General features: G+C 56.7%; 24 protein-coding genes. 18 read left to right on the forward strand and 6 right to left on the reverse strand.

Annotated elements, in window-relative coordinates:
- From NH344_RS02610 to NH344_RS02645, 8 genes are all read left to right on the forward strand, one after another.
- A partial coding sequence (locus NH344_RS02610; protein WP_253027507.1) for an aromatic-ring-hydroxylating dioxygenase subunit beta occupies positions 1 to 359 on the forward strand: 359 nt, incomplete at its 5' end.
- A 104-nt stretch (positions 360 to 463) separates the two neighbouring features.
- Positions 464 to 1,636 carry an ABC transporter substrate-binding protein gene (locus NH344_RS02615; RefSeq protein WP_253027508.1) on the forward strand — a complete coding sequence of 391 codons (1,173 nt, stop codon included), beginning with the start codon at positions 464 to 466 and terminating at the stop codon, positions 1,634 to 1,636.
- Between the two features lie 65 nt (positions 1,637 to 1,701).
- Positions 1,702 to 2,562: a branched-chain amino acid ABC transporter permease gene (locus NH344_RS02620; RefSeq protein ID WP_253027509.1), complete on the forward strand. Its 861-nt coding sequence runs from the start codon at positions 1,702 to 1,704 to the stop codon at positions 2,560 to 2,562.
- A 12-nt stretch (positions 2,563 to 2,574) separates the two neighbouring features.
- On the forward strand, positions 2,575 to 3,639 hold the full coding sequence (locus NH344_RS02625) for a branched-chain amino acid ABC transporter permease (RefSeq protein ID WP_253027510.1): 1,065 nt from the start codon (positions 2,575 to 2,577) through the stop codon (positions 3,637 to 3,639).
- A gap of 3 nt (positions 3,640 to 3,642) precedes the next feature.
- On the forward strand, positions 3,643 to 4,410 hold the full coding sequence (locus tag NH344_RS02630) for an ABC transporter ATP-binding protein (RefSeq protein WP_062372993.1): 768 nt from the start codon (positions 3,643 to 3,645) through the stop codon (positions 4,408 to 4,410).
- Entirely contained in the window at positions 4,407 to 5,138 is a 732-nt protein-coding gene (locus NH344_RS02635; protein WP_253027511.1) for an ABC transporter ATP-binding protein, read from the forward strand. The genes NH344_RS02630 and NH344_RS02635 overlap by 4 nt, the downstream gene beginning before the upstream one ends.
- 80 nt (positions 5,139 to 5,218) lie before the next feature.
- The gene (locus NH344_RS02640; RefSeq protein ID WP_062373001.1) at positions 5,219 to 6,403 is read left to right on the forward strand and encodes a benzoate/H(+) symporter BenE family transporter; all 1,185 of its coding nucleotides are present in this window, start codon (positions 5,219 to 5,221) and stop codon (positions 6,401 to 6,403) included.
- A gap of 40 nt (positions 6,404 to 6,443) precedes the next feature.
- Complete coding sequence (locus NH344_RS02645; RefSeq protein ID WP_062373003.1) at positions 6,444 to 7,247, forward strand: universal stress protein; 804 nt, start codon at positions 6,444 to 6,446, stop codon at positions 7,245 to 7,247.
- A gap of 18 nt (positions 7,248 to 7,265) precedes the next feature.
- On the opposite strand, the gene NH344_RS02650 is transcribed toward NH344_RS02645, so the two are convergent.
- Complete coding sequence (locus NH344_RS02650) at positions 7,266 to 8,168, reverse strand: LysR family transcriptional regulator (protein ID WP_062373006.1); 903 nt, start codon at positions 8,166 to 8,168, stop codon at positions 7,266 to 7,268.
- 178 nt (positions 8,169 to 8,346) lie between these two features.
- Here NH344_RS02650 and NH344_RS02655 point away from each other — a divergent pair, with 178 nt between their 5' ends.
- Positions 8,347 to 8,790, forward strand: coding sequence for a universal stress protein (locus NH344_RS02655; RefSeq protein ID WP_062373007.1), 444 nt, complete (start codon positions 8,347 to 8,349; stop codon positions 8,788 to 8,790).
- Between the two features lie 100 nt (positions 8,791 to 8,890).
- Here the strand turns inward: NH344_RS02655 and NH344_RS02660 are convergent, their stop codons facing one another.
- Genes NH344_RS02660 through hemC form a run of 4 tightly spaced genes read right to left on the reverse strand, consistent with a single transcriptional unit; the run spans position 8,891 to position 13,341 of the window.
- A complete protein-coding gene (locus NH344_RS02660; RefSeq protein ID WP_062373009.1) occupies positions 8,891 to 10,177 on the reverse strand; it encodes a heme biosynthesis HemY N-terminal domain-containing protein in 1,287 nt (428 codons plus the stop codon).
- Complete coding sequence (locus NH344_RS02665; protein WP_253027512.1) at positions 10,174 to 11,604, reverse strand: uroporphyrinogen-III C-methyltransferase; 1,431 nt, start codon at positions 11,602 to 11,604, stop codon at positions 10,174 to 10,176. The genes NH344_RS02660 and NH344_RS02665 overlap by 4 nt, the downstream gene beginning before the upstream one ends.
- Positions 11,605 to 11,647: 43 nt before the next feature.
- Positions 11,648 to 12,400, reverse strand: coding sequence for a uroporphyrinogen-III synthase (locus tag NH344_RS02670; protein ID WP_253027513.1), 753 nt, complete (start codon positions 12,398 to 12,400; stop codon positions 11,648 to 11,650).
- Positions 12,397 to 13,341 (reverse strand): hydroxymethylbilane synthase, encoded by a 945-nt coding sequence (gene hemC / locus NH344_RS02675; protein ID WP_044629840.1) that lies wholly within the window; start codon positions 13,339 to 13,341, stop codon positions 12,397 to 12,399. The genes NH344_RS02670 and hemC overlap by 4 nt, the downstream gene beginning before the upstream one ends.
- A 137-nt stretch (positions 13,342 to 13,478) precedes the next feature.
- Between hemC and NH344_RS02680 the strand changes: the two genes are divergently transcribed.
- The 8 genes from NH344_RS02680 to NH344_RS02715 all read left to right on the forward strand — a co-directional run bounded on the left by NH344_RS02680 (position 13,479) and on the right by NH344_RS02715 (position 22,030).
- On the forward strand, positions 13,479 to 15,929 hold the full coding sequence (locus NH344_RS02680) for an EAL domain-containing protein (RefSeq protein ID WP_058577698.1): 2,451 nt from the start codon (positions 13,479 to 13,481) through the stop codon (positions 15,927 to 15,929).
- A gap of 94 nt (positions 15,930 to 16,023) precedes the next feature.
- Positions 16,024 to 17,427: an argininosuccinate lyase gene (gene argH / locus NH344_RS02685; RefSeq protein WP_058577699.1), complete on the forward strand. Its 1,404-nt coding sequence runs from the start codon at positions 16,024 to 16,026 to the stop codon at positions 17,425 to 17,427.
- The gene (locus NH344_RS02690; RefSeq protein ID WP_074211274.1) at positions 17,424 to 17,552 is read left to right on the forward strand and encodes a lipoprotein; all 129 of its coding nucleotides are present in this window, start codon (positions 17,424 to 17,426) and stop codon (positions 17,550 to 17,552) included. Before argH ends, NH344_RS02690 begins: the two co-directional genes overlap by 4 nt.
- Complete coding sequence (gene lysA, locus NH344_RS02695; RefSeq protein ID WP_062373017.1) at positions 17,552 to 18,823, forward strand: diaminopimelate decarboxylase; 1,272 nt, start codon at positions 17,552 to 17,554, stop codon at positions 18,821 to 18,823. The genes NH344_RS02690 and lysA overlap by 1 nt, the downstream gene beginning before the upstream one ends.
- Complete coding sequence (gene dapF, locus NH344_RS02700; protein WP_172515106.1) at positions 18,823 to 19,656, forward strand: diaminopimelate epimerase; 834 nt, start codon at positions 18,823 to 18,825, stop codon at positions 19,654 to 19,656. The genes lysA and dapF overlap by 1 nt, the downstream gene beginning before the upstream one ends.
- Before the next feature lie 16 nt (positions 19,657 to 19,672).
- A complete protein-coding gene (locus NH344_RS02705; RefSeq protein ID WP_054640742.1) occupies positions 19,673 to 20,395 on the forward strand; it encodes a DUF484 family protein in 723 nt (240 codons plus the stop codon).
- Positions 20,382 to 21,290 (forward strand): tyrosine recombinase XerC, encoded by a 909-nt coding sequence (locus tag NH344_RS02710; RefSeq protein ID WP_044629846.1) that lies wholly within the window; start codon positions 20,382 to 20,384, stop codon positions 21,288 to 21,290. The genes NH344_RS02705 and NH344_RS02710 overlap by 14 nt, the downstream gene beginning before the upstream one ends.
- Before the next feature lie 2 nt (positions 21,291 to 21,292).
- Positions 21,293 to 22,030: an HAD family hydrolase gene (locus tag NH344_RS02715; RefSeq protein WP_044629847.1), complete on the forward strand. Its 738-nt coding sequence runs from the start codon at positions 21,293 to 21,295 to the stop codon at positions 22,028 to 22,030.
- Positions 22,031 to 22,040: 10 nt separating this feature from the next.
- On the opposite strand, the gene yihA is transcribed toward NH344_RS02715, so the two are convergent.
- Positions 22,041 to 22,685 (reverse strand): ribosome biogenesis GTP-binding protein YihA/YsxC, encoded by a 645-nt coding sequence (gene yihA, locus NH344_RS02720; RefSeq protein WP_044629848.1) that lies wholly within the window; start codon positions 22,683 to 22,685, stop codon positions 22,041 to 22,043.
- Positions 22,686 to 22,995: 310 nt separating this feature from the next.
- Between yihA and NH344_RS02725 the strand changes: the two genes are divergently transcribed.
- Positions 22,996 to 23,625, forward strand: a complete 630-nt coding sequence (locus NH344_RS02725; protein ID WP_044629849.1) for a c-type cytochrome — start codon at positions 22,996 to 22,998, stop codon at positions 23,623 to 23,625.
- Positions 23,626 to 23,718 lie beyond the last annotated feature (93 nt).

Genomic DNA, 23,718 nt, shown 5'->3' on the forward strand with positions numbered 1-23,718 from the left:
ACGACGACCAGCTCACCCGCGACCCCCATAGCGAGATCTCCCTGATCTACTACCCCAACCGCGAAGGGTTGGAAGACCGGGTGTATCGCATCAAGACCGAGCGTAGTGGTGCCAGCACACCGGAGCCACGTACTACGCACCAGGTAAGCAACCTGGAGATCCTGACGCACGAGGGTGACACGGTCACACTGCGGTTCAACTGGCACACGTTGAGTCATCGATATAAAAAGACCGACAGCTTTTTTGGCACCTCGTTTTACACCCTGGACGTGTCGAGCGAGCGTCCATTGATCACAAGAAAAGTCGTGCAGCTGAATAACGACTATATCCATCAGGTCATTGATGTGTATCACGTTTAATCGATGCCGATGAAGACAGGGAAGTCACTTATCCTGCTATCACTCGAAGCGATAGCACGTTAGAAATAACAATTTCAAAACCACTTAACCCTGGTGAAAATATAATGAAAACTTTCAAAAAGACCTCCCTCGCCACTCTGCTAAGTGCCACTACGATGTTATCAGCGATGAGTGTCGCTGCTAATGAAGATCCCGTAAAACTTGGCTTAATGCTGCCCTATTCAGGAACCTACACCGCTCTTGGAGAAGCCATCACTAACGGCCTGAAGCTGGCCATTGATCAAGAAGGTGGCCAACTGGGTGGCCGTGATGTGGAGTATATCGAGCTTGATTCAGAGGCTGACCCTTCCAAGGCACCTCAGAACATGAGCCGTTTGGTCAATGGAGATAATGTTGACTTCGTAATCGGCCCGGTTCACTCCGGGGTTGCAATGGGAATGTTGCGTGTTGCCAAACAGACTGGCGCTATCACCATCATTCCGAACGCAGGGTTGGGTGCCGCCACGAATGAGCTGTGTATGCCGAATGTGTTCCGCACTTCGTTCAGCATGTGGCAAGACAGCTATCCAATGGGCAAGGTGGCGTACAATCAAGGGCATCGAAAAATTGTCACCATTACATGGGATTACGCTGGGGGCAAAGAAGACCTGGCTGGCTTTGAAGAGGCTTTCACCGCTGAGGATGGCGAAATCGTTCAGCAGATTTTGGTGCCATTCCCAAGCACCGAGTTTCAGAGCTACCTAACCCAGATTGCCAGCCTAGAGCCGGACGCCGTCTACACCTTCTTTGCTGGCGGCGGCGGTGTCAGCTTCGTTAGAGATTACGCTGCAGCAGGGTTAAATGAGAGCATCCCCCTGCTGGGTTCAGGTTTCCTTACCGAAGGTAACTTGGAAGCGCTGGGCGAGGCGGGTGAAGGGGTAATGACGACGCTTCATTACGCTGAAACCCTCGAAAATAACGCCAATCAGTCCTTCGTGACCGCCTACGAGAATGCTTACGGAGAAACGCCTGATACCTATGCCGTGCAAGGTTACGACACAGGTATGATGCTGGCACAGGCGCTCAGTGTGCTGGGTGGTGATACGTCTGATCGGGAGCGTTTGATCGATGTGTTAGCCAATGTGCAACTGGCCAGCCCCCGTGGCCCGCTCAGCTTCTCTGCTTCCCACCATCCTATCCAGAATGTGTATCTACGCGAGATTCGCGACGGCAAACATGAGGTCGTCAGTATCGCTGCCGAGAATCTTGAAGTCCCTGATGACGCTTGCCAGATGTAACGGCTTCTTGCATCACCTTGGGGCGGGAATAGTCCGCCCCTCACTCGGATTCTCGGAGGGATCGTATGGATCTCGCATTTTTTAGCGTACAGCTTCTGAATGGATTGCAGTACGGGTTGCTGCTGTTTTTGATCGCCAGTGGCTTAACACTGATTTTTGGCATTATGGGCATCATTAATCTCGCCCATGGTGCCATGTACATGATTGGCGCCTATCTGGTGTATGACTTGACTCTGCGCTTTGGCAATTTCTGGCTGGCCATGTTGGCGGCCATCCCCATCGCGATTGCCCTGGGACTCATCATTGAGCGCTTGTTTCTTGATACGCTTTACAAGCGTGACCATCTGTACCAGGTCTTGCTGACCTTCGGGCTGATTTTAGTGCTTAACGAAGCACAGCGAATGATCTGGGGAGGCGATGTACATCGCGTGCCGGTACCCGCACCGTTTGACGCCAGCATCCAACTGACCGACAACCTACAGTACTCGGTCTACCGGCTCTTTGTGATGGGCGTCTGTTTGGCCTTGGCCGGGGTGATCTATGGGGTGATTCGTCATACGCGCCTGGGCATCATCATTCGTGCTGGTGCCGTCAACCGCGACATGGTGGAAGGGCTGGGGATCAATGTTCGTACTCTTTTTACGCTCATCTTCAGTGTTGGTGTGGCGCTGACAGCCTTTGCGGGCATGATCGCCGCACCACTCACCTCTATTGCGCCTGGCATGGGCGACAGCATTTTGATCACGTGTTTTGTGGTTGTGGTCATCGGTGGGATTGGTTCCATTAAAGGGGCATTTTGGGGCGCCATTATCATTGGCATGGCCACCACCTTTGGGGCGGTGCTCATCCCCAGTCTCGCCAGCATGGTGATCTATCTGATCATGGCGGCGGTTTTACTGGTGAAACCGCGCGGTCTTTTCGCGTGAGGAGAATAAGCAATGTTACATAGATACCCCAAGCGCGTTGCCTACATCATGCTGGCATTGACGGCGCTGGTAGCTACCTTCCCGCTTTGGGGAGTGGCCGTGTTCGGTAGCCAAGCTAATTTCATGTTAGAGAAGCTGACGTTGATGCTGATTCTGGCGCTGTTTGCGATGAGCCTGGATCTGTTAGTGGGCATCGTAGGCCTAGTAAGCCTCGGGCATGCGCTCTTTTTCGGTTTAGGAGCTTACACGCTGGCCTTGGCCAGTCCTGATTTTAGCCCAGCGTCTATGTGGTGGATGTTACCACTGGTCATAGGCGTCTCGGCCTGCGTTGGGCTAATAGTTGGCATCTTGGTCATTCGTACTAAAGGCATCTTCTTTATTATGACGACCCTGGCATTTGGCCAGATGCTTTACTACTTCATTAGTACTTCCCAGTTTGCGGGTGGAACCGACGGCGTCTTTATTATGTTCCGACCCAGCCTCGCAATAGGCGATACCACGCTGGTGGACCTGGATAATCCTTATAGCTTCTTTTACTTCTGCCTGGGAATGCTGCTGGTCGGATATCTCTTTCTACGCTGGTTGACCCGTTCCTATTTCGGCCAGGTGCTGGACGGTATTCACGACAACGAGCACCGCATGCAGGCCCTAGGCTATGCCACCAGTGGCTACAAATTGATTGCCTTTGTGATTGCCGGGGTCATGGCAGCCATTGCTGGCATGTTGGCGGCGATGCAGTACGGTTTCGCCAACCCGGCTCAGCTTGGCTGGCACACCTCTGGCGAAGTGTTAATGATGCTGATTTTAGGCGGCATGGGTACCATTTTTGGCCCCATCCTAGGCGCTTTTGCTTACGAGATACTGCTGTTTGTCTATGAACACGCCACAACGCACTGGCCGATCCTGATGGGCTTGACGATTATCGTCGCTGTCTTGGTTCTCCCTCGAGGTATTGCAGGTGTGATGATAGCGCCCCCCTGGCAACGCAAACGCACTACGGTTTCTAGCAACGAGGACGAGACAAAACAAGCATCTTCAGCCTCCGCTCAACCCGCTACACAGAGTAAGGGGGACTAAACCATGCGCAATGATATTGTCTTAGCCACCCAGGGCCTGACCCGTCGTTTTGGTGGTCTGGTCGCCGTCAACGACGTTGATTTTGATGTAAAAGCTCACGAGATACATGCCATCTTGGGGCCGAATGGAGCTGGAAAAAGCACGCTGATCAATTTGCTTTCTGGCGAGATTCCACCCTCGGAAGGTGAGGTGCTATATCAACAGCAACCGATTCAAGGCAAAAATGCGCGTCAGATCGCACGCCTAGGTATCGGTCGCAGCCATCAAAAGACCAATATCTTCCCCCGTCTTACATGCCTGCAAAACTGTGAGCTCGCAGCGCGTATTCATCTGGGCGGTGTGTTTGGCAGTTGGCGTTCACGGCATACCGCTCGACAGGTGAGCGAGCGGGCTCAAGAGGTACTGGAAACTTGTCAGCTGAACCACCGGGCGCATACGACCGCCTCGGACATGAGCTACGGTGAACAGCGCCAGCTCCAAATTGCCATGGTACTAGCAACTGCTCCGACACTAATGCTGTTGGATGAGCCGATGGCAGGCATGGGGCGTGAAGAGACTGCCCAGGTCACGGAGCTGCTCGCCAGTTTGACCGACCGCTACACCCTGGTGCTGATTGAGCACGATATGGACTCGGTCTTCCGCTTGGCCGACCGTATCACGGTCATGGTCGATGGCTGTGTGCTAGAAAGTGGCCCAACGGAGCAGATACGTAACAGTGAGAAAGTCCGTGATGTCTACCTGGGACGCCATGATGAGGGGGCAACCGCATGACCACAAACGCTACAGAGACGCCCTTGATTGATGCCCGAGGGCTGCATACCTACTACGGCGAAAGCCATGTATTGCATGGGGTCGATTTGACCCTAATGCCCGGAGAGACCCTCAGCCTGCTGGGCCGTAATGGCATGGGCAAGACCACCACGTTGAAGTCTATCCTCGGCTTTGTACCGCCACGCCGGGGGGAAGTCTTTATCAAGGGTGTGTCAACCGCGAAGCGTCGTCCCTGGCAGCTGATGCGTCAAGGGATCGGATACGTGCCGGAAGGGCGTGGGATATTCCCCGGCATCAGCGTGCGTGAGCACCTCATCATGGCGGCGCGCCCCAATGAGCGGGGAGAGACCCCCTGGACCATGGAGCGAGTTTTGGACACGTTTCCGCGCTTGGGGCAGCGCATTAATCATGATGGAGCGCTGTTGTCAGGCGGAGAGCAGCAGATGCTCTCGATTGGTCGCGCACTAACGACGAACCCAGATCTGATGATTCTCGATGAGGCAACGGAAGGGTTAGCGCCGCTGATCCGTGATGAAATCTGGAAGATCATTCGTACGATTAAGGCGACGGGCATTTCGACCATCATTGTCGATAAGAATATCGATAACCTGCTGGAAGTAGCCGAAAAACAATTACTGCTAGTCAAGGGTGAAGTGATGTACAGCGGCGATTTTCAGGGGCTAAAAAACAACCCTGCGCTCCTGGAAACTCACCTAGGCGTTGCCTGAGAAGAGAGCCCGGCAAGCCAATACTTGTCGGGCTATTGATGGCAGGCAGTGCAATTCAATGGCACTAGGAAGTTTGTTGCATGCAATTACATAAGGATTGGTCGGTTCCCGCGATCACCGCAGGCTTTGTGGCAGTGCTGGTCTCGTACTCTGGCCCGCTGGCTATCTTTTTTCAGGCGGCTCAGAGCGCTGACATCTCAAACACGATGATGACCTCTTGGGTCTGGGCCATCTCTATTGGGGCTGCTGTCTCGGGTATCTTGCTGAGCCTGTGGCTGAAAGTACCGGTCGTGACTGCCTGGTCTGCTCCAGGCACTGCCTTGCTGGTCACCCTATTTCCGGGATTATCTCTCAATGAAGCAGTGGGGGCGTATCTGACGGCAGCGATGATCATTTTCGTGATCGGTATAACGGGCTCTTTTGACCGTATTATCCAGATGATTCCGCCCGGCATTGCCAGTGCCATGATGGCGGGCATCCTATTTCAATTCGGTATTGGCGTCTTCGTTTCATTGGAAAGTGTGCCAGCATTGGCGATTGGTATGTTGATTGCCTACTTGGTATTTAAACGGCTAACACCGCGTTACAGCCTAGTACTGCTATTGGTGGTCGGCGTTGCCTTGGCGGTCTTATTAGAAGGTGCAAGTTTGGAAGGGGTTGCAGTGGAGTTTGCGCAGCCGCAGTTCATCCGTCCGGAGTGGACGTGGAACGCTACCTTGAGCTTGGCTATACCTTTGGTCTTGGTCAGTCTAACGGGGCAGTTCTTGCCCGGCATGGCCATTCTGCGTACCTCAGGCTATTCAACACCAGCTAAGCCAATTGTTACTGTGGCTAGTCTAACATCTTTCGGGACGGCCTTTTTCGGCGGTATTACCACTGTGATCGCCGCGATTACAGCAGCTATCTGTACCAGTAAGGAGGCTCATGAAGACCCCGATAAGCGTTACGTCGCAGGTGTAGCAAATGGAGTGTTCTATCTAGTTGGTGGCATTTTTGCGGGCACCATTGTGGCGCTATTTACCTCCTTGCCTAGCGAATTTGTTGCGGTACTTGCAGGCTTAGCACTGATTGGCGCTATCAGTAGCAATATCAGCGCGTTCGCTGCCGAGAAAAGCCATTTAGAGGCCTCTGTGATGACGTTCATTGCCACGGCATCGGGAATCAGTTTTTTAGGTCTTGGTTCAGCTTTCTGGGGAGTGATCGTTGGAGCGCTGGCGTATAACTTGCTGCACCGGCGTTTCACCCTACTTAACCACAAGGCTTAATAACAATAAGGACTGCTTAAACAGTCTTTGGAGAATAACTATGCATAATATAGTGGTTGCTATTGATGACAGCGAGTACTCACTGAACGCTGTAGAGTTTGGACAACGTCTCGCATCGCAGCTGGGCATAGAGGTAAAGGCTATCTCTGTGGTGCCAGAGCAAGATGCGGTAGCTTCACGCCGTGCTACGCTGAAAACACGCTTTGAGGCCCACCAACTCCATAACATAGCTATTGATGTTGTCGTTCATGACAGCGCTAAAGCTTACCTTGGTCAGCTTGCCAGTCGCGAGGATACAGGAGTGTGCATGATGGCACACGGGCGGCGCCCTGTACCGGAGATGCTGATCGGCAGCGTAACGGCAGGCGTTGTGCGGCGCTCTCAGCGGCCGGTGTTTCTGTGCGGGCCGCGCTATAATAACCGTCTTCACCAGCAAGTTGACGTATTGGCTGTTTGCGTTGATGGTTCTACGCTATCCGAACAAATACTGCCCTATGCCGCAGCGCTGGTGAAGCGATTAGGAGCGCGCTTACAGCTGCTTCAGGTAATAGATACGTTTGCTGTTAGCAAACCAACGTCGTTAGGTCATACCGACGTGTTAGAGTCGGCCTATTTGGCTGAATTGGCACGCCGTGTTGAAAGCGAGCAAGCGCTTGAGGTTGACTGGGAAGTGCTCCATGGCGATCCGGCTGACTCTATCGTGAATTACTTAGCAGATAGCCACAATACCATGCTGGCCATGACCACCCATGGCCGTAGTGGTATCACTCAGGTAGTCACAGGAAGCGTTAGCCATGAGGTCGTCCATGAAGCTCCTTGTCCGGTCGCTGTGCTCCGACCTTAAAACAGAACATTTCCACAATTATGGATACCGGCCTGAGCGCCGGTTTTCAACCAGCACATCTAAAATAGCATTGGCTGTTTGCATGAGGTGAGAAGGCTTTTCACCACGACGGCGGCTACATATAACAGGTGATGTGATACTGCTATCCGCTAGCGGTACATAGGTAATACCATCTCGCTGAACACGCTTGACCTGTTCTGGTACGAGTGTAATGCCTATACCTGAAGCTACTAGGCTCAGAGCGGTTTGTACTTCATTCGCTTCCTGAACAACCTGTACTTTCAGCCCCCTTCTACGAAAAATACCCAGCACCATATCAGCTAAGCTCGGGCGTGGCTTGGCTGGGAAGAGAATGAGAGGGTAGCAGGCCAGCTCTTCACAGCTTGGGGCTGTGCCTTCAAGTGGGTGCCCGCTGGGTAAAGCAGCAATAATTGGCTCATCGAAAAGAATTTCTTGCTCTACGTCTGGGTCATCAATCCGTATACGGCCAAACCCCATATCGATCCGACCTGCCTTCAAAGCCTGAATTTGCTGAACTGTCGTAAGCTCTGCTAAAGATAACTCGACATTGTCCATTTGTCGCAAGTCGCGAACCAGCATGGGAAGCTGACCGTAAAAGACGGAAGGAACAAAGCCAATACCAAATAGTTGACGCTTGTTACGGGCCATATGCCGTGTAGCTTCAATGGTGACTTCGACCTTTTCGAGTATCTGGATGGCGTGTTGCTGGAAGAAGATTCCAGAAGGAGTTAACTGTAGCCCTCGTGAGTTACGTTCGAAAAGCTCTGTACCCACCTCTTGTTCTAGCTGCTTGATTTGGCGAGACAGCGGAGGCTGAGACATGTGCAGCCGTTCAGCGGCACAGGTGAAGTTGAGCTCTTCGGCAACAACGCAGAAGTATCTGAGGTGGCGTAGTTCCATGATACCTCCAGAGTATAGTCAGTTATTCAAATAATATTGGAATTGTTGTATGAGAGGCCACAAGCTATCGGCTGTATGGTTTTAATACATAACTGTTTGGAATACTTAAAAAGTATAGCCTACCAGTTTTAAGAAACAAAACGCCTAATGCTTTAGTTGAATAGGAGACGAGGCCCTTATGTATACACGTATTTTGGTTCCCATAGATGGCTCTGCTCATGCACAGCATGCCCTGCGGATTGCTTGCCAGTTATTAGATAGCAACGATGCAACACTCCATCTACTGCATGTGCCCGAATCACTGATGTATGCAGCCACCTTGGTATGGGGGCTTGGTGCCGTTAATGCGGAAGCTTCCAATGCTGAGCGGGAAAAGTTGGGCAACGAGCTTTTAGAGCAAGCAGCAAAATCAGCCAAAGAGCATGGTGCTCAGCATGTGGAAAAGCAGCTTATCAACGGCGATCCAGTACGGGTGATATTAGCGACTGCAGAGGAGTGTGGAGCTGATGCCATTGTTATGGGGAGCCGTGGGCTAAGCGATTTAGGCGGGGTTGTAATTGGTAGTGTTTCACACAAAGTGAGCCACCTCGCTAAGTGCCATGTCATTACCGCAAGCCAGTAGCGCGCAACAACCAAATTGCGTCAACACTAAAAAAGGGTGCCCAATGATAGGCACCCTTCCTTAAGTTTAGAGCATAAGGTTAACGCTCGAAGATAGCGGGTTAGGCGCTTTTCTTCTGGTTTTCCTTCTGATCAACGGTTTTACCTTTCTGGTCGCTCTGCTTGCTGTCACTGGCGTCGCTGGGTTGGGGCAGCGATGGCAGAGATTTGGCTAGCATATCAACACTGTGACGATAGTAGAGCTGGCTCTTGTTGTGCTCGCCTAGGCTTGCGTAGAGGCGAGCAAGCTCGGCACACACTTCGCCATTGGGGCGCTGGCGCTGGCTGGCTTCAAAGTATTCCAGCGCTTTTTCCCACTGGCCAACACGTAGTGACAGGCGTCCACAGGCGAGCAGCAGCTCGGGGTCGTTGGGGCGCTCTTGTAGCCACTTTTCGGCCTTGGCGAGCTGGCGAGCGGCATCGACATTGAGCAGGCCGTAGCGCTTGACCAAGCGGGCGTCCCAGTGGTTATCCAGTGAGTGGTTCAGCAGACGCTCGGCAATCGGCTCTTCGTTGGCATGTAGCAGTGCCTCGGTATAGAGCACGATCAGCTCGGTATTGCCGCGCAGGTAGTCGGGCATATCCGCCCACAGCCCGCGAACCCGTTCGATATTGGTAGGGTTCTTCGCTTCGAAGATGATCAGCTCGCGATACGCTTTGAGTTCCAGCTGTTCGCGCTCTTGCTGGGTAATCAGCTTCTGCGCGGCCAGACGTGGAATCAGGCGGCGCAGGCCTTCCCAGTCGTTGACGCTCAGGTGTACCTGCTTCAAAAGCTTCAGTACCTGCGGGTGATTGGTGAGCTGCTTATCCAGGCGAGTGAGAATTGCCAGAGCCTCTTCCGGCTGCTGACGGTCAATCATCAGCTGCGCCTGCATCAGGCCAACGGCGGTATCCGCACCGTCGGTGGTCAGCTGGGCCTGGTTCAGATGCTCCTGGGACTTCTCGTGGTCGCCCTGATAGTGGGCTGCCAGCGCGGCCGATAGGTAGTTCACCAGCGGTGTGCTGGAGTCGTCGGCGGCGCGCACCAAGGTTTTCTCGGCTTTTTTCCAGCGGCCTTCGGTGAGTGCCACCAAACCACGCACGGTGCGTTTCATGGCGCGACGGTTACGGGCGCGGCTGTTCCAGGTACGGAAGCGACCAACCGGGCGAATAATGCCGGTAAGCAGGCGCAGCGCGAAGTGCAGCACAATAAAGGCACCCAGCAGCAGCACCAGACCAAACCAGAACGAGGTTTGAACCGAGGTGTCGCCCACTCGAATCAGCCAGTAACCGGGCACTGACATCATCAGGTGCCCAAAGAGCGCGCCAACCGCAAGGCCCGCGACGATCAACAGGATGAGTTTTCTCATGCATCACCTCCATCCTGACGACGCGACTCGAAACGGTTGTCGATGAAGCTGGCCAGCGCTTGCTGTGAGGCGCTGATATCCGGCAGCTCGGGCTTTACTTCGGCCTGCTTCAGCTCTTGAAGGCGGGCTATGACGCTCTGGGTCTCTGCACGCTCGGTGTCGTAGTAGCCGTTCAGCAGCTCCAGGGCTTTGTCGATGCTCGCTTCGTACAGCTCGGGCTCCTCTTTGAGCAGCGCTAGCTGAGACTGCTCGAGAATCAGGCGCAGGCTCTGGCGCAGGTAGGACTCCTGCTCCGGCGTGATCAACGCTTCCAGCGCTTCATCGTGCTGACGAATGACCACGAGATCTTTTAGCTCTTCACCGAAGCGGGCGAGCTGGCGCTGGAAAGTGCCGGTAGGCGGCTGCTCAATGCTCGACGTCACGGCGCGCTCTTCGATCTCTTGAGATAGGCGCAGACCCGCTACGCGCTCTTGCTGGGCATTCAGAGCTAAGTAAATGCCTGTGCGGTCCACTTGAGGAACGGCGTCCAGCGCGGCGAGCTCGTTGGCAATTTCACGACGCACGGGCGTTAGCGCCGGGTTATCGGCATCGGCCAGACGGGCATCGGCGGTGCGCAGCAGAGCGGCGGCACCTTCCACATCACCCTCCAGCTGCAGGCGCTGATTCGCCAAACGCAGCAAGTAGGCCGCTTCGGCGTGAAGCCAATCGCGCTCGTCGGTGTCCTGCTCTTGTGAGAGCTGCGCCAGCACCTCGTCCAGCGTGCTGTTGATGTCGCTGCGATAGCTATCCAGCTCGCTGCGCAGTTCGCTCACGGTGCTCTCCAGCGCTTGGCTTCGTTCGGCTTCGCCCTCTTCGATCCGTGACTCAAGCTCGCTGACCGCTTGCTGGGAAGCGCTGTTTTGCGCTTGCTGGGCCAATTCGTCCAGGCGCTGCTGCTGACTATCCAGGCGCTGCCAGCCTTGCCAAGTGATCAGGCCCAGGGCGAGTGCCAGGATAATCACCAACGCGATGGCAAGACCGCCGCCTTTGCTGTCACCACTACCGGCTGTAGTGGCGGGCGGGATTGGCTTACCGGCACTGCCCGACGAAGCGGCTGGCTTGGTGTCGGCGGCGCTGTTCTTGGCGTCCTTAGTGTCCTTCGTGTCTTTCGTGTCCTTGGTGTTGCTAGCGGCGGACGTTTTGGCCGAGTCAGACGTCGGCCCGTTATTGCTCGCCGTGCCGGTTTGCGGTGCCGAAGAGGCACTGTTGCCACTCTTATGGCGGCGGCGCGAACGGCTATTTTTGGCCGCGTAAGAGGAGGAAGCGCTGCCAGCAGTCGACTCGCTTTTCGCCGATGATGCCGTAGTATCGCTCGGTTGCGCGTTATCTTGGGATGCATCGGCAGACGTGTTGTTAACGCCTTCCTGCTCGTTTGGTTGTTTGCTCATCTGTCGCTAGCCCTTATTAAGTTCCTTGATCGACATCGGCACCCTATGGGTTGCAGGACCGATCCAACGCGGCCACCAGCGCAGCCGGCGTTGCTCCCGACGCCACCTTGAGGTCACAAAAACCCAGTTTACCGGCCAGTGTAGCTAAACGGTGACTGGAAACGATTAGCGGTTGGTTCAACGCTGCTGGACCACACCATTTTGCCAGATATTCAAGCAGTTCGCCGCTGGTGACGATGAGCGCCCGGTAGACACCTGTGGCGAGGCGCTTTTGCATCGCTGGCGAAGGCGGCTGATAAACCCGCCGATAGACCGCCAGCCGGGTAATAGTGGCCCCGCGTGCCGCTAGAGTATCGGCGATCAGCGTGCGGCCGCCTTCTCCTGCCACCAGCAGTACTCGTTGATGTGCTAGGTGGCGAAGCGACGCTAGCGAAAGCAGCGCTTCGCTGGTGTCTTCACCCTGCTGGGGTGGAGGAATACGTACCCGAACCCCAAGCTGATCGAACAGTATGCTGGCAGTGCCCCGTCCAACGCTATAGTAATCAATACCGATAGGTAGCTGCGGCCAGTAGCGATCCAGCGCCTCGCTTAAACAGTAAGCGGCAAAGGGGCTGACCACCACTATCTTATGGTACCGATCAATATCCAACCAGACTTGGCGCTGCGTAGCATCTTCAGGCAGCGCTTCCAGATGCATCACGTCAAGCGACTCCACCCAGCCTTCGCTTGCCCGCAGGGCATCAGCCAGCGTTTCGCCCCGCTCCCCAGGGCGGCAAATCAGTACCGGCTGGCTCATACGTTGCGGCCGTAAACCTCTGCCAAGATATCGCCGGCGCCTTGATCCAGCAGCTCTTCGGCAATACGAATGCCGAGCGCTTCCGGCTCATGGATAGAGCCACGGCCCTCGGCACGCAGTACCTCGGTGCCCTCTGGGTTGCCCACTAGCCCGCGCAGCCACAGGGTATCGTTGGCTTTATCCAGTACGGCGTGCCCGGCAATCGGTACTTGGCAGCCACCTTCCAGGCGCGTGTTCATGGCGCGCTCGGCGCGCACGCGGGTGGCGGTATCCTGATCGTCCAAGGGGGCCAGTAGCGCAATCAATTCGGGGTCGTGCAAGCGACATTCGATGCCTAGTGCGCCCTGGCCGCAGGCGGGCAAGCAGATTTCAGGGGGCAGTGCTTGGGCGATTCGCGCATCGAGCCCCAGGCGCTGCAGGCCAGAGGTGGCCAGAATGATAGCGTCGAACTCGCCATCGTCGAGCTTCCCAAGGCGAGTCTGGACGTTGCCGCGCAGGTTGAGGATTTGCAGGTCCGGACGGGCTTCACGTATTTGTAGGCCACGACGTAGGCTGGCGGTACCGATGCGCGCACCTTCGGGCAGCTCGTCGATGCTGTTATAGTGGTTGGACACGAATGCATCGGTGGGGTCTGCCCCCTCTAAAATCACCGATAGCCCCAAGCCTTCGGGGAAGTGCATGGGTACGTCTTTCATGGAGTGAACGGCAATATCGGCGCGTCCATCCAGCATGGCGTCTTCAAGCTCCTTGACGAATAGCCCTTTGCCACCAATTTTGGAGAGAGGCGTATCGAGAATTTTGTCGCCTTTGGTGGAGAGGGGGACAAGCTCAACTTCCAGACCGCTATGTGCCGCCATCAAGCGGTCGCGGACGTACTCGGCCTGCCACATGGCCAACTGACTTTTACGCGTGGCAATGCGCAATTTAGTGATGGATGACACCTGATTCTCCCTTTGCCGCTGACACGGCGCGTCGAACTGTGATAATTCTCATCATAAAGCACCCAGCCACACAGTAAAAATAACCGGCCGAATTTAGGGCCAGCGCTGAACGCGTTTAACGCCTGTTAGGAAATGCCATGCCCCCTGTTGAACCGCAAGGTAAGCTAGACCAATTCTTTCTGCTTTCGCAGGATTTGTTCTGCTGCATCGACTTTGCGGGCACGCTGCTCAGCATCAACCCAACCTTTGAGTCGTTACTGGGTTACCAAGCAGAAGCGCTGCTGGGTAGGCCCTGTGGTGTCGTGGTAGAGCCGCGTGATCATCCCGTTATCGAAGCAGCGTTGGCAAGGGTATGCCGGGGTGAAAAAATTAATGCCTTCGATATTTGTGCGTTAGCGGTAGATGGTAGGCGCGTTTGGTTGGAAGTGTCCGCTTCTGCCGGTGAGCAGGTGATTTATGTGATTGCCCGAGATATTTCTCGTCGCAAAGCGGTGGAAAAGCAGCTACGGCGTAATCAGCGGCTGTTCCGTATTGCCGGTGAGACAGCGCATATAGGCGGCTGGTATATGGATTTAGCGGTGGGGCTGCCGATCTGGTCGGAGGAGGTGTGCCGCCTTCACGATATGCCTGTTGGCCACCAGCCCACGCTGGAGGAGGCGATTGCTTTTTACACGCCAAGCTCTCGGTCGCGTATTCAAGCCGTGTTTACCAACTGCTGTGAGAAGGGGATAAGTTTTGACGAAGAGCTGGAGATTATTACCCAGCAGGGGCGACGGCGTTGGGTGCGAGTGATTGGCCGAGCGGTGCGCGATGAGCTAGGAAAAATTATTCAAGCTCAGGGCTCTACTCAGGATATTACCGAGCGCAAAGACACTGAACGGCAGTTGGCGCTGCTGGAGCGCAGCGTGGAGTCTAGCACCAATGGCGTGATCATTGTGGATGCTCAGCGCCCTGATCTGCCGATAGTGTATGTGAACGCTGCCTTTGAGCGCATCACCGGCTACTCGCGAGAGGCCGCGCTGGGCCGCAACTGCCGTTTTCTACAAGGAATCGACACGGACCCTGCGACCCAGGTGCAATTGCGCAAAGGCATCAAAGAGCAGCGCGAGGTGCACGTGGTGATTCGCAACTATCGCCGTAACGGTGCGCCTTTCTGGAACGATCTTTATATCTCCCCGGTGCGCGATGAAGCTGGCGTAGTCACACATTTTATCGGCGCGCAAAACGATATTACCGCCCAGCGAGAGTATCAGGCCCAGCTGAGTCATAACGCCAATCACGATGCGCTGACCGGGCTGCCCAACCGGCTGTTGCTGGACCAGCGCCTTGCCCAAGGTTGTTTGTTAGCCAGGCGCTACCAGCGTTATTTAGCAGTGCTGTTCATTGATTTAGACGACTTTAAGCCAATCAATGACACCCTCGGCCATGAAGTGGGCGACTATATTTTGCTAGAGGTCGCCAAGCGCTTGGAGGAGGAGCTGCGCCCCTGGGACACCGTGGCCCGATTTGGCGGCGATGAGTTTATCGTGTTGTTGCCGGATTTAGCCCACGAAGACGATGTCTTACAGGTGGTCGAGCGGCTGCTGACACGAGTTTCGGCACCTTACTGGTATCGCAGCAACGAGCTAAGAATTACTGCCAGTATTGGGATCGCCACCAACGATGGCACTATTCAAACGCCGCGTCAGCTCATTCAGCAGGCCGACCTTGCCATGTACAAGGCCAAACGCAGGGGGCGCAACACCTTTCAGTGGTATACCGACGAACTTAACCGTAAGGTCACCGAGCGGGTGAATTTGCGCCATGCCCTGCAGCAGGCCATTGAGCAGGAGCAGTTTGAGCTCCATTACCAGCCGCAAATTCACCATAGTGGGCGGGTCGCTGGAGTTGAAGCGTTGATCCGTTGGTACCACCCAGAGCGTGGCAACATCCCGCCAGGGCAGTTTATTCCTTTGGCCGAGGATACCGGGCAGATTATTCCCATCAGTGAGTGGGTGATGGAAACCGCCTGCCGCGATGCGGTGGTGCTCAATGCCGAAAGCGCGACCCCCATCACCATGGCGATTAACGTATCACCCATGCAGTTTCAGCGCCCAGGCTTTTTAGACTCCGTAAAGCAGGTGCTGGCGCGTAGTGGCTTGCCCCCCGCGCTATTAGAGCTGGAGCTGACCGAAGGTGTGTTAATGGATAGCGCCGAACACACCATTCAGGCTTTACAGGCCCTGCGCCAACTGGGCGTGCACATTGCGCTGGATGACTTTGGCACCGGTTTCTCAAGCCTTAGCTATCTAAAACGCCTACCCATCAATAAGCTGAAGGTTGACCGCTCGTTTGTGGGCGATGTGGCCGTTGATTCCCGTGACGCCGCTATTGTAGAGGGTGTTGTCACCATGGCAGATAAGTTGGGACTCGAGGTGTTAATTGAAGGCGTTGAAACCGCCGAGCAGTTTCACTTCCTGCGTACCCTGCAGTGCGACCACTACCAAGGCTACTACTTTGCTCGTCCCATGGCCTTGAGTGCGCTGAAGGCATATTTGAAAACGCCGCTAGTAGTCGTTGCTAGCCAAGAATCTCCTGCCTCGTTATAAACACTGCCATAAAACGGCATGCCGCTCTACGCAGTGACTCTGGTACACTTTCTTTTAACGACTCCATTAGATTTGTCAGCAGGATATCTCTCCGATGAGCCAAGCTACGAACCAGTCTTGGGGCGGTCGCTTCAGCGAGCCCACCGATGCTTTTGTTGCACGCTTTACCGCGTCTGTGAACTTCGACCAGCGCCTAGCGCGCCAGGATATTCAGGGCTCGATTGCCCATGCCACCATGCTGGCGCGGGTGGGCGTGCTCACCGAAGAGGAGCGCGACGCCATTATTAACGGCCTGACCGAGATTCAGGGCGAGATTGATCGCGGTGAGTTCCAGTGGTCGGTACCGCTGGAAGACGTGCACATGAACATCGAAGCGCGCCTGACCGATAAAATCGGCATTACTGGCAAGAAGCTACACACTGGCCGCTCGCGCAACGACCAAGTGGCCACCGACATTCGCCTGTTCATGCGCGATGAAATCGACGTGATCGAAGCGGAGCTAACCCGTCTGCGTGACGGCATGATTGAGCTTGCCGAGCGCGAAGCCGACACCATCATGCCCGGTTTTACTCACCTGCAGACGGCACAGCCGGTCACCTTCGGCCATCATCTGCTGGCCTGGCAGGAAATGCTGGCCCGCGATCACGAGCGCCTGCTGGATTGCCGTAAACGGGTGAATGTGATGCCGCTGGGCTCCGCGGCGCTGGCGGGCACGACCTACCCCATTGACCGCCACGTGACCGCTGAGCTGCTCGGCTTTGATCGCCCGGCAGAAAACTCGCTGGACGCCGTGTCGGATCGTGATTTTGCAATTGAATTCACCAGTTTCGCCAGCATCCTGCTTATGCACCTGTCGCGGATGAGCGAAGAGCTCGTGCTGTGGACCAGTGCGCAGTTCAACTTCATCGACCTGCCCGACCGCTTCTGCACCGGCTCCTCCATTATGCCGCAGAAAAAAAACCCCGACGTGCCTGAGCTGGTGCGCGGTAAAACCGGCCGTGTGTATGGCCATCTGATGGCGCTGCTGACGCTGATGAAGTCGCAGCCGCTGGCCTACAACAAGGACAACCAGGAAGACAAAGAGCCGCTGTTCGACGCCGTCGACACCGTGCGCGACTGTCTGAAAGCCTTTGCGGACATGGTGCCTGCCATTGAGCCGAAGAAAGAGAGCATGTACGAAGCGGCGCGGCGCGGCTTCTCCACCGCCACAGACCTGGCGGATTACCTGGTGCGTAAAGGCGTGGCCTTCCGTGATGCTCACGAGATCGTGGGTCTCTCCGTGGCCTACGGCCTGAAAACCAAGAAAGACCTCTCTGAAATGACCCTCGAAGAGCTCCAGCAGTTCTCCGATATCATTGAGCAGGACGTATTTGAAGTGCTGACGCTGGAAGGCTCGGTCGCTGCCCGCAACCACATTGGCGGCACGGCGCCTGACCAAGTGCGCGCCGCTGCAAACCGTGCGCGAGAAGCGCTGGCAGCCCTGAAAGGTGCGTCATGAAACGCAGTGCAATCACACTTAGCGCGCTGCTGATGGCCGCATTGCTGCTTGTTGGCTGTGGTCAAAAGGGGCCACTTTATCTGCCTGACGATACCAATGATTCGGCCGCCGAGCAGGAGGGGTAATGGATCACTTTAACTACCGCGATGGCGTGCTCTACGCCGAAGATGTGCCGCTAACGCAGCTGGCCGCCGAGCTGGGCACGCCCTGCTATGTCTACTCAAAAGCGACCTTTGAGCGCCATTTTCGCGCCTACACCGAAGCCTTGGGTGGCCACTCGCACTTAATCTGCTACGCGGTGAAAGCCAACTCTAACCTTGCCGTGCTGGGCCTTTTGGCCCGCATGGGGGCCGGGTTTGATATTGTCTCCGTGGGTGAGCTTGAGCGGGTGCTAAAAGCGGGCGGCGACCCCGCCAAAGTGGTGTTTTCCGGCGTGGCTAAGCAGCCCCATGAAATGGCGCGGGCGCTAGAAGTCGGCATCAAATGCTTTAATGTCGAGTCGCGCCCAGAGCTTGAGCGCCTGAATGCCGTGGCAGGTGAGCTGGGGAAAATCGCTCCGGTCTCGCTGCGCGTCAATCCTGATGTGGATGCGGGCACTCACCCTTATATCTCTACCGGCCTGAAAGATAACAAGTTTGGCATTCCGGTGGATGACGCGCTGGAGGTGTACCAACTGGCTGCCAGCTTGCCAAACCTGCGTGTGACGGGCCTGGATTGCCATATCGGCTCGCAGCTCACCGAAACCGCGCCGTTTCTAGATGCCCTGGAGCGCCTGTTGGTGCTGATGGAGCGCCTTCGCGAGCGGGACATCGAGATCGACCATCTGGATTTAGGCGGCGGCTTAGGCGTGCCCTACCGTGACGAGAAGCCACCTCAACCGTTCGATTACGCTAGCCAACTGCTGGCGCGCCTCTCCCGCTGGGAAGGCGGCGAAAAGCTCACGCTGCTGTTTGAGCCGGGTCGCTCTATTGCGGCCAACGCCGGGCTGATGCTCACCCGGGTAGAGTTCTTGAAACCCGGCGAGACCAAGAACTTTGCCATTGTCGATGCGGCCATGAACGACCTGATTCGTCCGGCGCTGTATCAGGCGTGGCAGGCGATTGTGCCGGTGGATACCCGCCAGCCTCGTGAGAGCGCCACCTACGACGTGGTCGGCCCTGTGTGTGAAACCGGTGACTTCCTGGGTAAAGAGCGTGAGCTTGCTATCGCCGAAGGCGATCTGTTGGCGGTGCGCTCCGCCGGAGCTTACGGTTTTGTGATGACGTCGAACTACAACAGCCGCCCGCGCCCCCCCGAGGTGATGGTGGATGGCGACACGTACCACGTGGTGCGCGCTCGGGAAACGCTGGAAAGCCTGTGGGCCGGTGAGGCGCTGCTGCCGGAAGGGGCGCGCTGATGCTGCTGCACTTCACCAAAATGCACGGCCTGGGCAACGACTTCATGGTGGTGGACCTGGTCACTCAGCGGGCGCGCCTGCGGGACGAGCAGATCCGCCAACTGGCGGACCGGCGCTTTGGCATTGGCTTTGACCAACTGCTGATCGTCGAGCCGCCCCGCGACCCGGACATGGACTTTCGCTACCGTATCTATAACGCCGACGGCAGCGAAGTGGAGAACTGTGGCAACGGCGCGCGCTGCTTTGCCCGCTTTGTGCGCGACCAGCGTTTAACCCACAAGCATGAAATCCATGTGGAAACCGCCGGTGGCCCGCTGGTGCTCAATGTTCAGCACGATGGCATGGTGCGGGTCGATATGGGTAGGCCGCGCTTTAACCCGGCGATGCTGCCGTTTGAAGCGCCGGGTGATCAACCGCTGCATGAGATAGATGTAGGCGGTGAAACGCTGCAGCTTGGCGTGGTCTCCATGGGCAATCCCCATGCTGTCCTCCAGGTAGAGAGCGTGGATAGCGCCCCGGTGGAGCGCTTGGGGCCGCTGTTGGAGTCGCATCCTCGGTTTCCCAAGCGGGTCAACGTCGGCTTTATGCAGGTGGTCTCGCCCAGCGAGATTCGTCTGCGGGTGTTCGAGCGTGGCAGCGGTGAAACCCTGGCCTGCGGCACCGGTGCCTGTGCGGCGGTGGCCAGTGGGATTCGTCAGGGGCTTCTGAAGAGCCCAGTGAAAGTGCACTTGCCCGGCGGGCAGCTCAGTATCGAGTGGCCTGACCCCGAAGCGTCACTCGTCATGGTGGGCCCTGCTACCCGGGTGTTTGATGGTCGGGTATCACTCAACTAATGCGAGGAGAACGGCGATGTCTCAAGCTCCTGAGCCGCGCAAAACGCTCGACCCTGACCAAGTAGCGTTTTGGCTGGCCCGTCACCCCGATTTTTTTATTGGCCGTGAAGGGCTGCTGCAGCAGCTCAAAGTGCCCCACCCGAATATCGATGGTGCTGTGTCGCTGCTGGAGCGGCTGGTGATCGACCTGCGCCAGCGAGCTGAAACGGCGGAAGGGCGGCTTGAGCATTTGCTGGAAACCGCTCGTCATAACGAGGCTCAGTACCGTCGCCTGCGGGAAACGCTGCTCAGCTTAGTTGAAGCGGAAGACCGTGATGCCCTGGCCCAAGCGCTGGCGACTCAGCTTAACGAGCGCTTTCAAACCCCGGCGATGGCCCTATGGTGTCCCGCGTCGTTAAGCGATGCAGAGTCCACGCCACCCCAGCCGCCACGCCATATTCTCGACCAGCACGCCAGCGCTCGCTTGGCGGCGCTGCTGGATGGCCGCACCAGTCGCTGCGCCAAGCTGAGCGTCAGCGATTGGAAGTGCCTACTGCCCCATACCAAAGCACCCCGTAAAGCGGGTTCCTGTGCGATTACACGCCTCTCGGCGGGGGAGCAGCTGGGTTATTTGCTGCTCGCTAGCCCCGACCCTGAATGTTACCGCGCCAGTATGGATACGCTGTTTACCGAGTACCTGGGCGATATTGTCGCGCGCCTACTGCTGCGGTTGGGATCGGAGCCGCATGGACAGCGATAGCTTGCTGGCAGACACGGTCACTAACTACTTAGCGCAGCTAGCCACCCATGCCAGCCCGGCCACGGTGGCGGCCTATCGTCAGGATTTATCCGCCTTTTGCCAGTTTGCCGAACAGCGTGGCATCACTCAGGCCAGCGCGCTGGACACGGCGCTGGCGAGAGCCTTTTTAGGCGCTGAACGTAGCCGGGGGCTGGCACCGAGAAGCCTAGCCCGCCGACGTGCGGCGCTATCTCGCTTTGCCGATGCGCTAGTGCAGCATCGCGTGTTGGCAGATAACCCGGTCAGCCTACTGCGCACCCCTAAGCAGCCCAGTCATCTGCCCAGACCGCTGGATGTGGATGCGCTGGCGCGCTTTCTGGACACGCCCCACGACGGCTCGCCGCTGGCGCTTCGCGACCAAGCCATGCTGGAGCTTTTCTACTCCAGCGGCCTGCGCTTAGCCGAGCTGGCGGCGCTGGATATGAGCCACTTAACGGCCAATCATGTGCGGGTGATGGGTAAGGGCAGCAAGCCCCGCCAAGTGCCGGTGGGACGGCGTGCCCAGCAGGCACTCACCGCGTGGCTCACCTGCCGGGCCAGTTTGGCGGCCAGCGCTGAAACGGCGCTGTTCGTCGGGCAGCGGGGGCAGCGGTTGGGGCATCGAGCGATCCAGAAACGCTTAGCACAGCTCTCGGTGGTGCGCGGCCTGCCCGAACATCTTCACCCCCACCGCCTGCGCCACTCTTTTGCCAGCCACCTGCTGGAATCTAGCCAGGATCTGCGTGCCGTGCAGGAGTTGCTTGGTCATGCCAATCTATCCACTACTCAAGTGTATACGCGGCTGGATTGGCAGCACTTGGCAGACAGTTACGATGCCGCCCACCCGCGCGCCAAACACCGCCCCAGTGAGAGTTAAGCATGGTCACGTTAGACGCCATCACCTTTGATTTGGATGACACCCTATGGGACAACCAGGGCGTCATGCTGAAAACCGAAGAGGGCCATTACCGCTGGCTGCTGGAAGCGCTGGCAGCATGGCGTGCTGCCCGTCAAGAGGCGCCGCTACCGTTAACGTATGATGAGGGCGTGGCGGATTACCTGCAGCGCCGCCAGCAGTGGGCAAGCCAAGTGCCTGAACGGCGAGGTGACTTTACCTGGCTAAGGCTACGAGCGTTGGAGGCCCAATTGGAAACCAGCGGTTTGCCACGCAGCGCTGCGCTGTTATGGGCCGCTGCGGCAATGAATGAGTTCCACCGCCTGCGGGTGCAGGTCACGCCGCACCCAGAGGCTGCTGGGCTGCTATCGGCGCTTGCCGAGCGCTATCGGCTAGCGGCGATTACCAACGGCAATATTCACCTTAAGCGCCAACCATTGGCGGCCCATTTTCCGGTAGCGATTGCCGCTGGAGAGCTGCTGGCTCCCAAGCCTGACCCCAAGCCTTTTCTCACCGCTTTGGAGCGACTGAATACCGTACCGCAGCGCGCCATGCACGTGGGCGACTCCTGGAATGAGGACGTGCTTCCCGCCCAGCAACTGGGTATGCATGCCGCCTGGGTGGCTGAATGCGGCGACCAGATGCTGCCTGAGCGGGTGCACCGCATAGCCCATGTCAAAGAGCTGCCGGAGCTGATTGCATGGCTGGAGAGGCGTGCCTAGACCACGCCTATTAACGGGCGTCTTCTGGAGTGTGCAGCCACTGGTCTAGTTTTTGGGAAAGGGTATCGACCCCGTCGCGTTTCAGCGATGAAAACAGCTGTACCGATACGAGGTCTTCCCACTCTTTTAAGCGGGAGCGCACTTTCTGCAGGGCGGCGCTGGCTGGACCACGCTTCAGTTTGTCGGCTTTGGTCAGCAGAATATGCACCGGCATCCCGCGCTGGTCAGCATAGTCGAGCATCATTTGGTCGAACTCGGTCAGCGGGTGGCGCACGTCCATAAGCAGCACTAAACCACGCAGGCTAAAACGGCCGCGCAGGTAGTCAGAAAGATGCTTTTGCCACTCGATTTTGACCGCTTCAGGCACTTTGGCGTAGCCATAGCCGGGTAGATCCACCAAGCGGCGCGACTCGTCGTTCATCACAGTGAAGAAGTTGATGAGCTGGGTGCGGCCCGGAGTGCGCGAGGTGCGCGCCAGCGCATTTTGCTGGGTTAGCGCGTTAATGGCGCTGGATTTACCGGCATTTGAGCGTCCGGCAAACGCTACTTCTGCACCGGTATCGTCAGGACACAGTGCCAGGGTTGGCGCGCTGATCATAAAACGCGCCGTGGGGTAGTTCAGCCGAGGGACTGGGCTATCATGGGGGGTAGACATGGAATTAATCCTGAAAAACAAACGTATAACACGGCCCGCTGGCCAACCCTAGTGTGAGAGAGAGCGGTACCGCGACGAATTACCCCAAAAGCAGACCTGGACTTGCATTCCCGCCGCTAGGGTGATTCGTTATAATGCAAGCGGTTTATAACTGCGACCTGGGGCGCTAGTGTACCATCGCGCTTTAGCCAGCAGCGACCAACACGACATTGTTGTTCGTTTTGGCGGAGCTGACCCTGGTAATGTGCTGAACCTGGGCAGCGCCCAGGGTGCGTACCAGTCAATAATCAAACGGCATAGTGGATTAGCAATGAGAAAGTTACTGGCAAGCCTGGCAATTACCATGGGTGCCGTTGGCACCGCCCACGCCCAAGCGGACCTTCAAGCCGACGCTGACGCAGCGGCAGGACGTGAACTCGCCCAAACCTGTGCAGCCTGCCATGGCCAGCAAGGTATCAGCGCAGTGGGTACTTTCCCCAACCTGGCAGGGCAGCAAATGTCCTACCTCGCCAAGCAAATCATGGATATCCGTGATGGCAATCGCGTGGTCCCGCAGATGGCAGGGTTAGTCGATGACTACTCCGACCAAGATGCTTGGGATGTGGCAGCACACTTTGCAGGCCAAGATGCCAACCTCGGCCAAACCAGCGATGAAGATGCTGAGCTGCTGGCCCGCGGTGAAGAGCTGTATCGCGCAGGCGATATGTCCAAAGGCATTCCCGCCTGTAGCGCTTGCCACACTCCCACCGGGGTAGGTATTGGTAGCGCTGTGTATCCGGCTCTGTCGGGTCAGCATGCGGAATATACCATCTCTACGCTGCAGGCATTTGCATCGGGTGAACGTACCAATAGCCCGAACAACCTGATGGGCGATATCGCTTCCAAAATGAGTGACCAGGATATGGAAGCTGTAGCCAACTATGTACTGGGCTTGAACTAATTCCCCCACTGTTGGCCTCCCCATTCTGTGAAACATCAACAGAGTGGGGAACCTGCCTGACACATTAACGGTCACAGGTTCACTTTTGTTGGC

It is taken from the genome of Halomonas sp. Ps84H-12 (assembly GCF_024124725.1).
Lineage (GTDB): Bacteria > Pseudomonadota > Gammaproteobacteria > Pseudomonadales > Halomonadaceae > Vreelandella > Vreelandella aquamarina.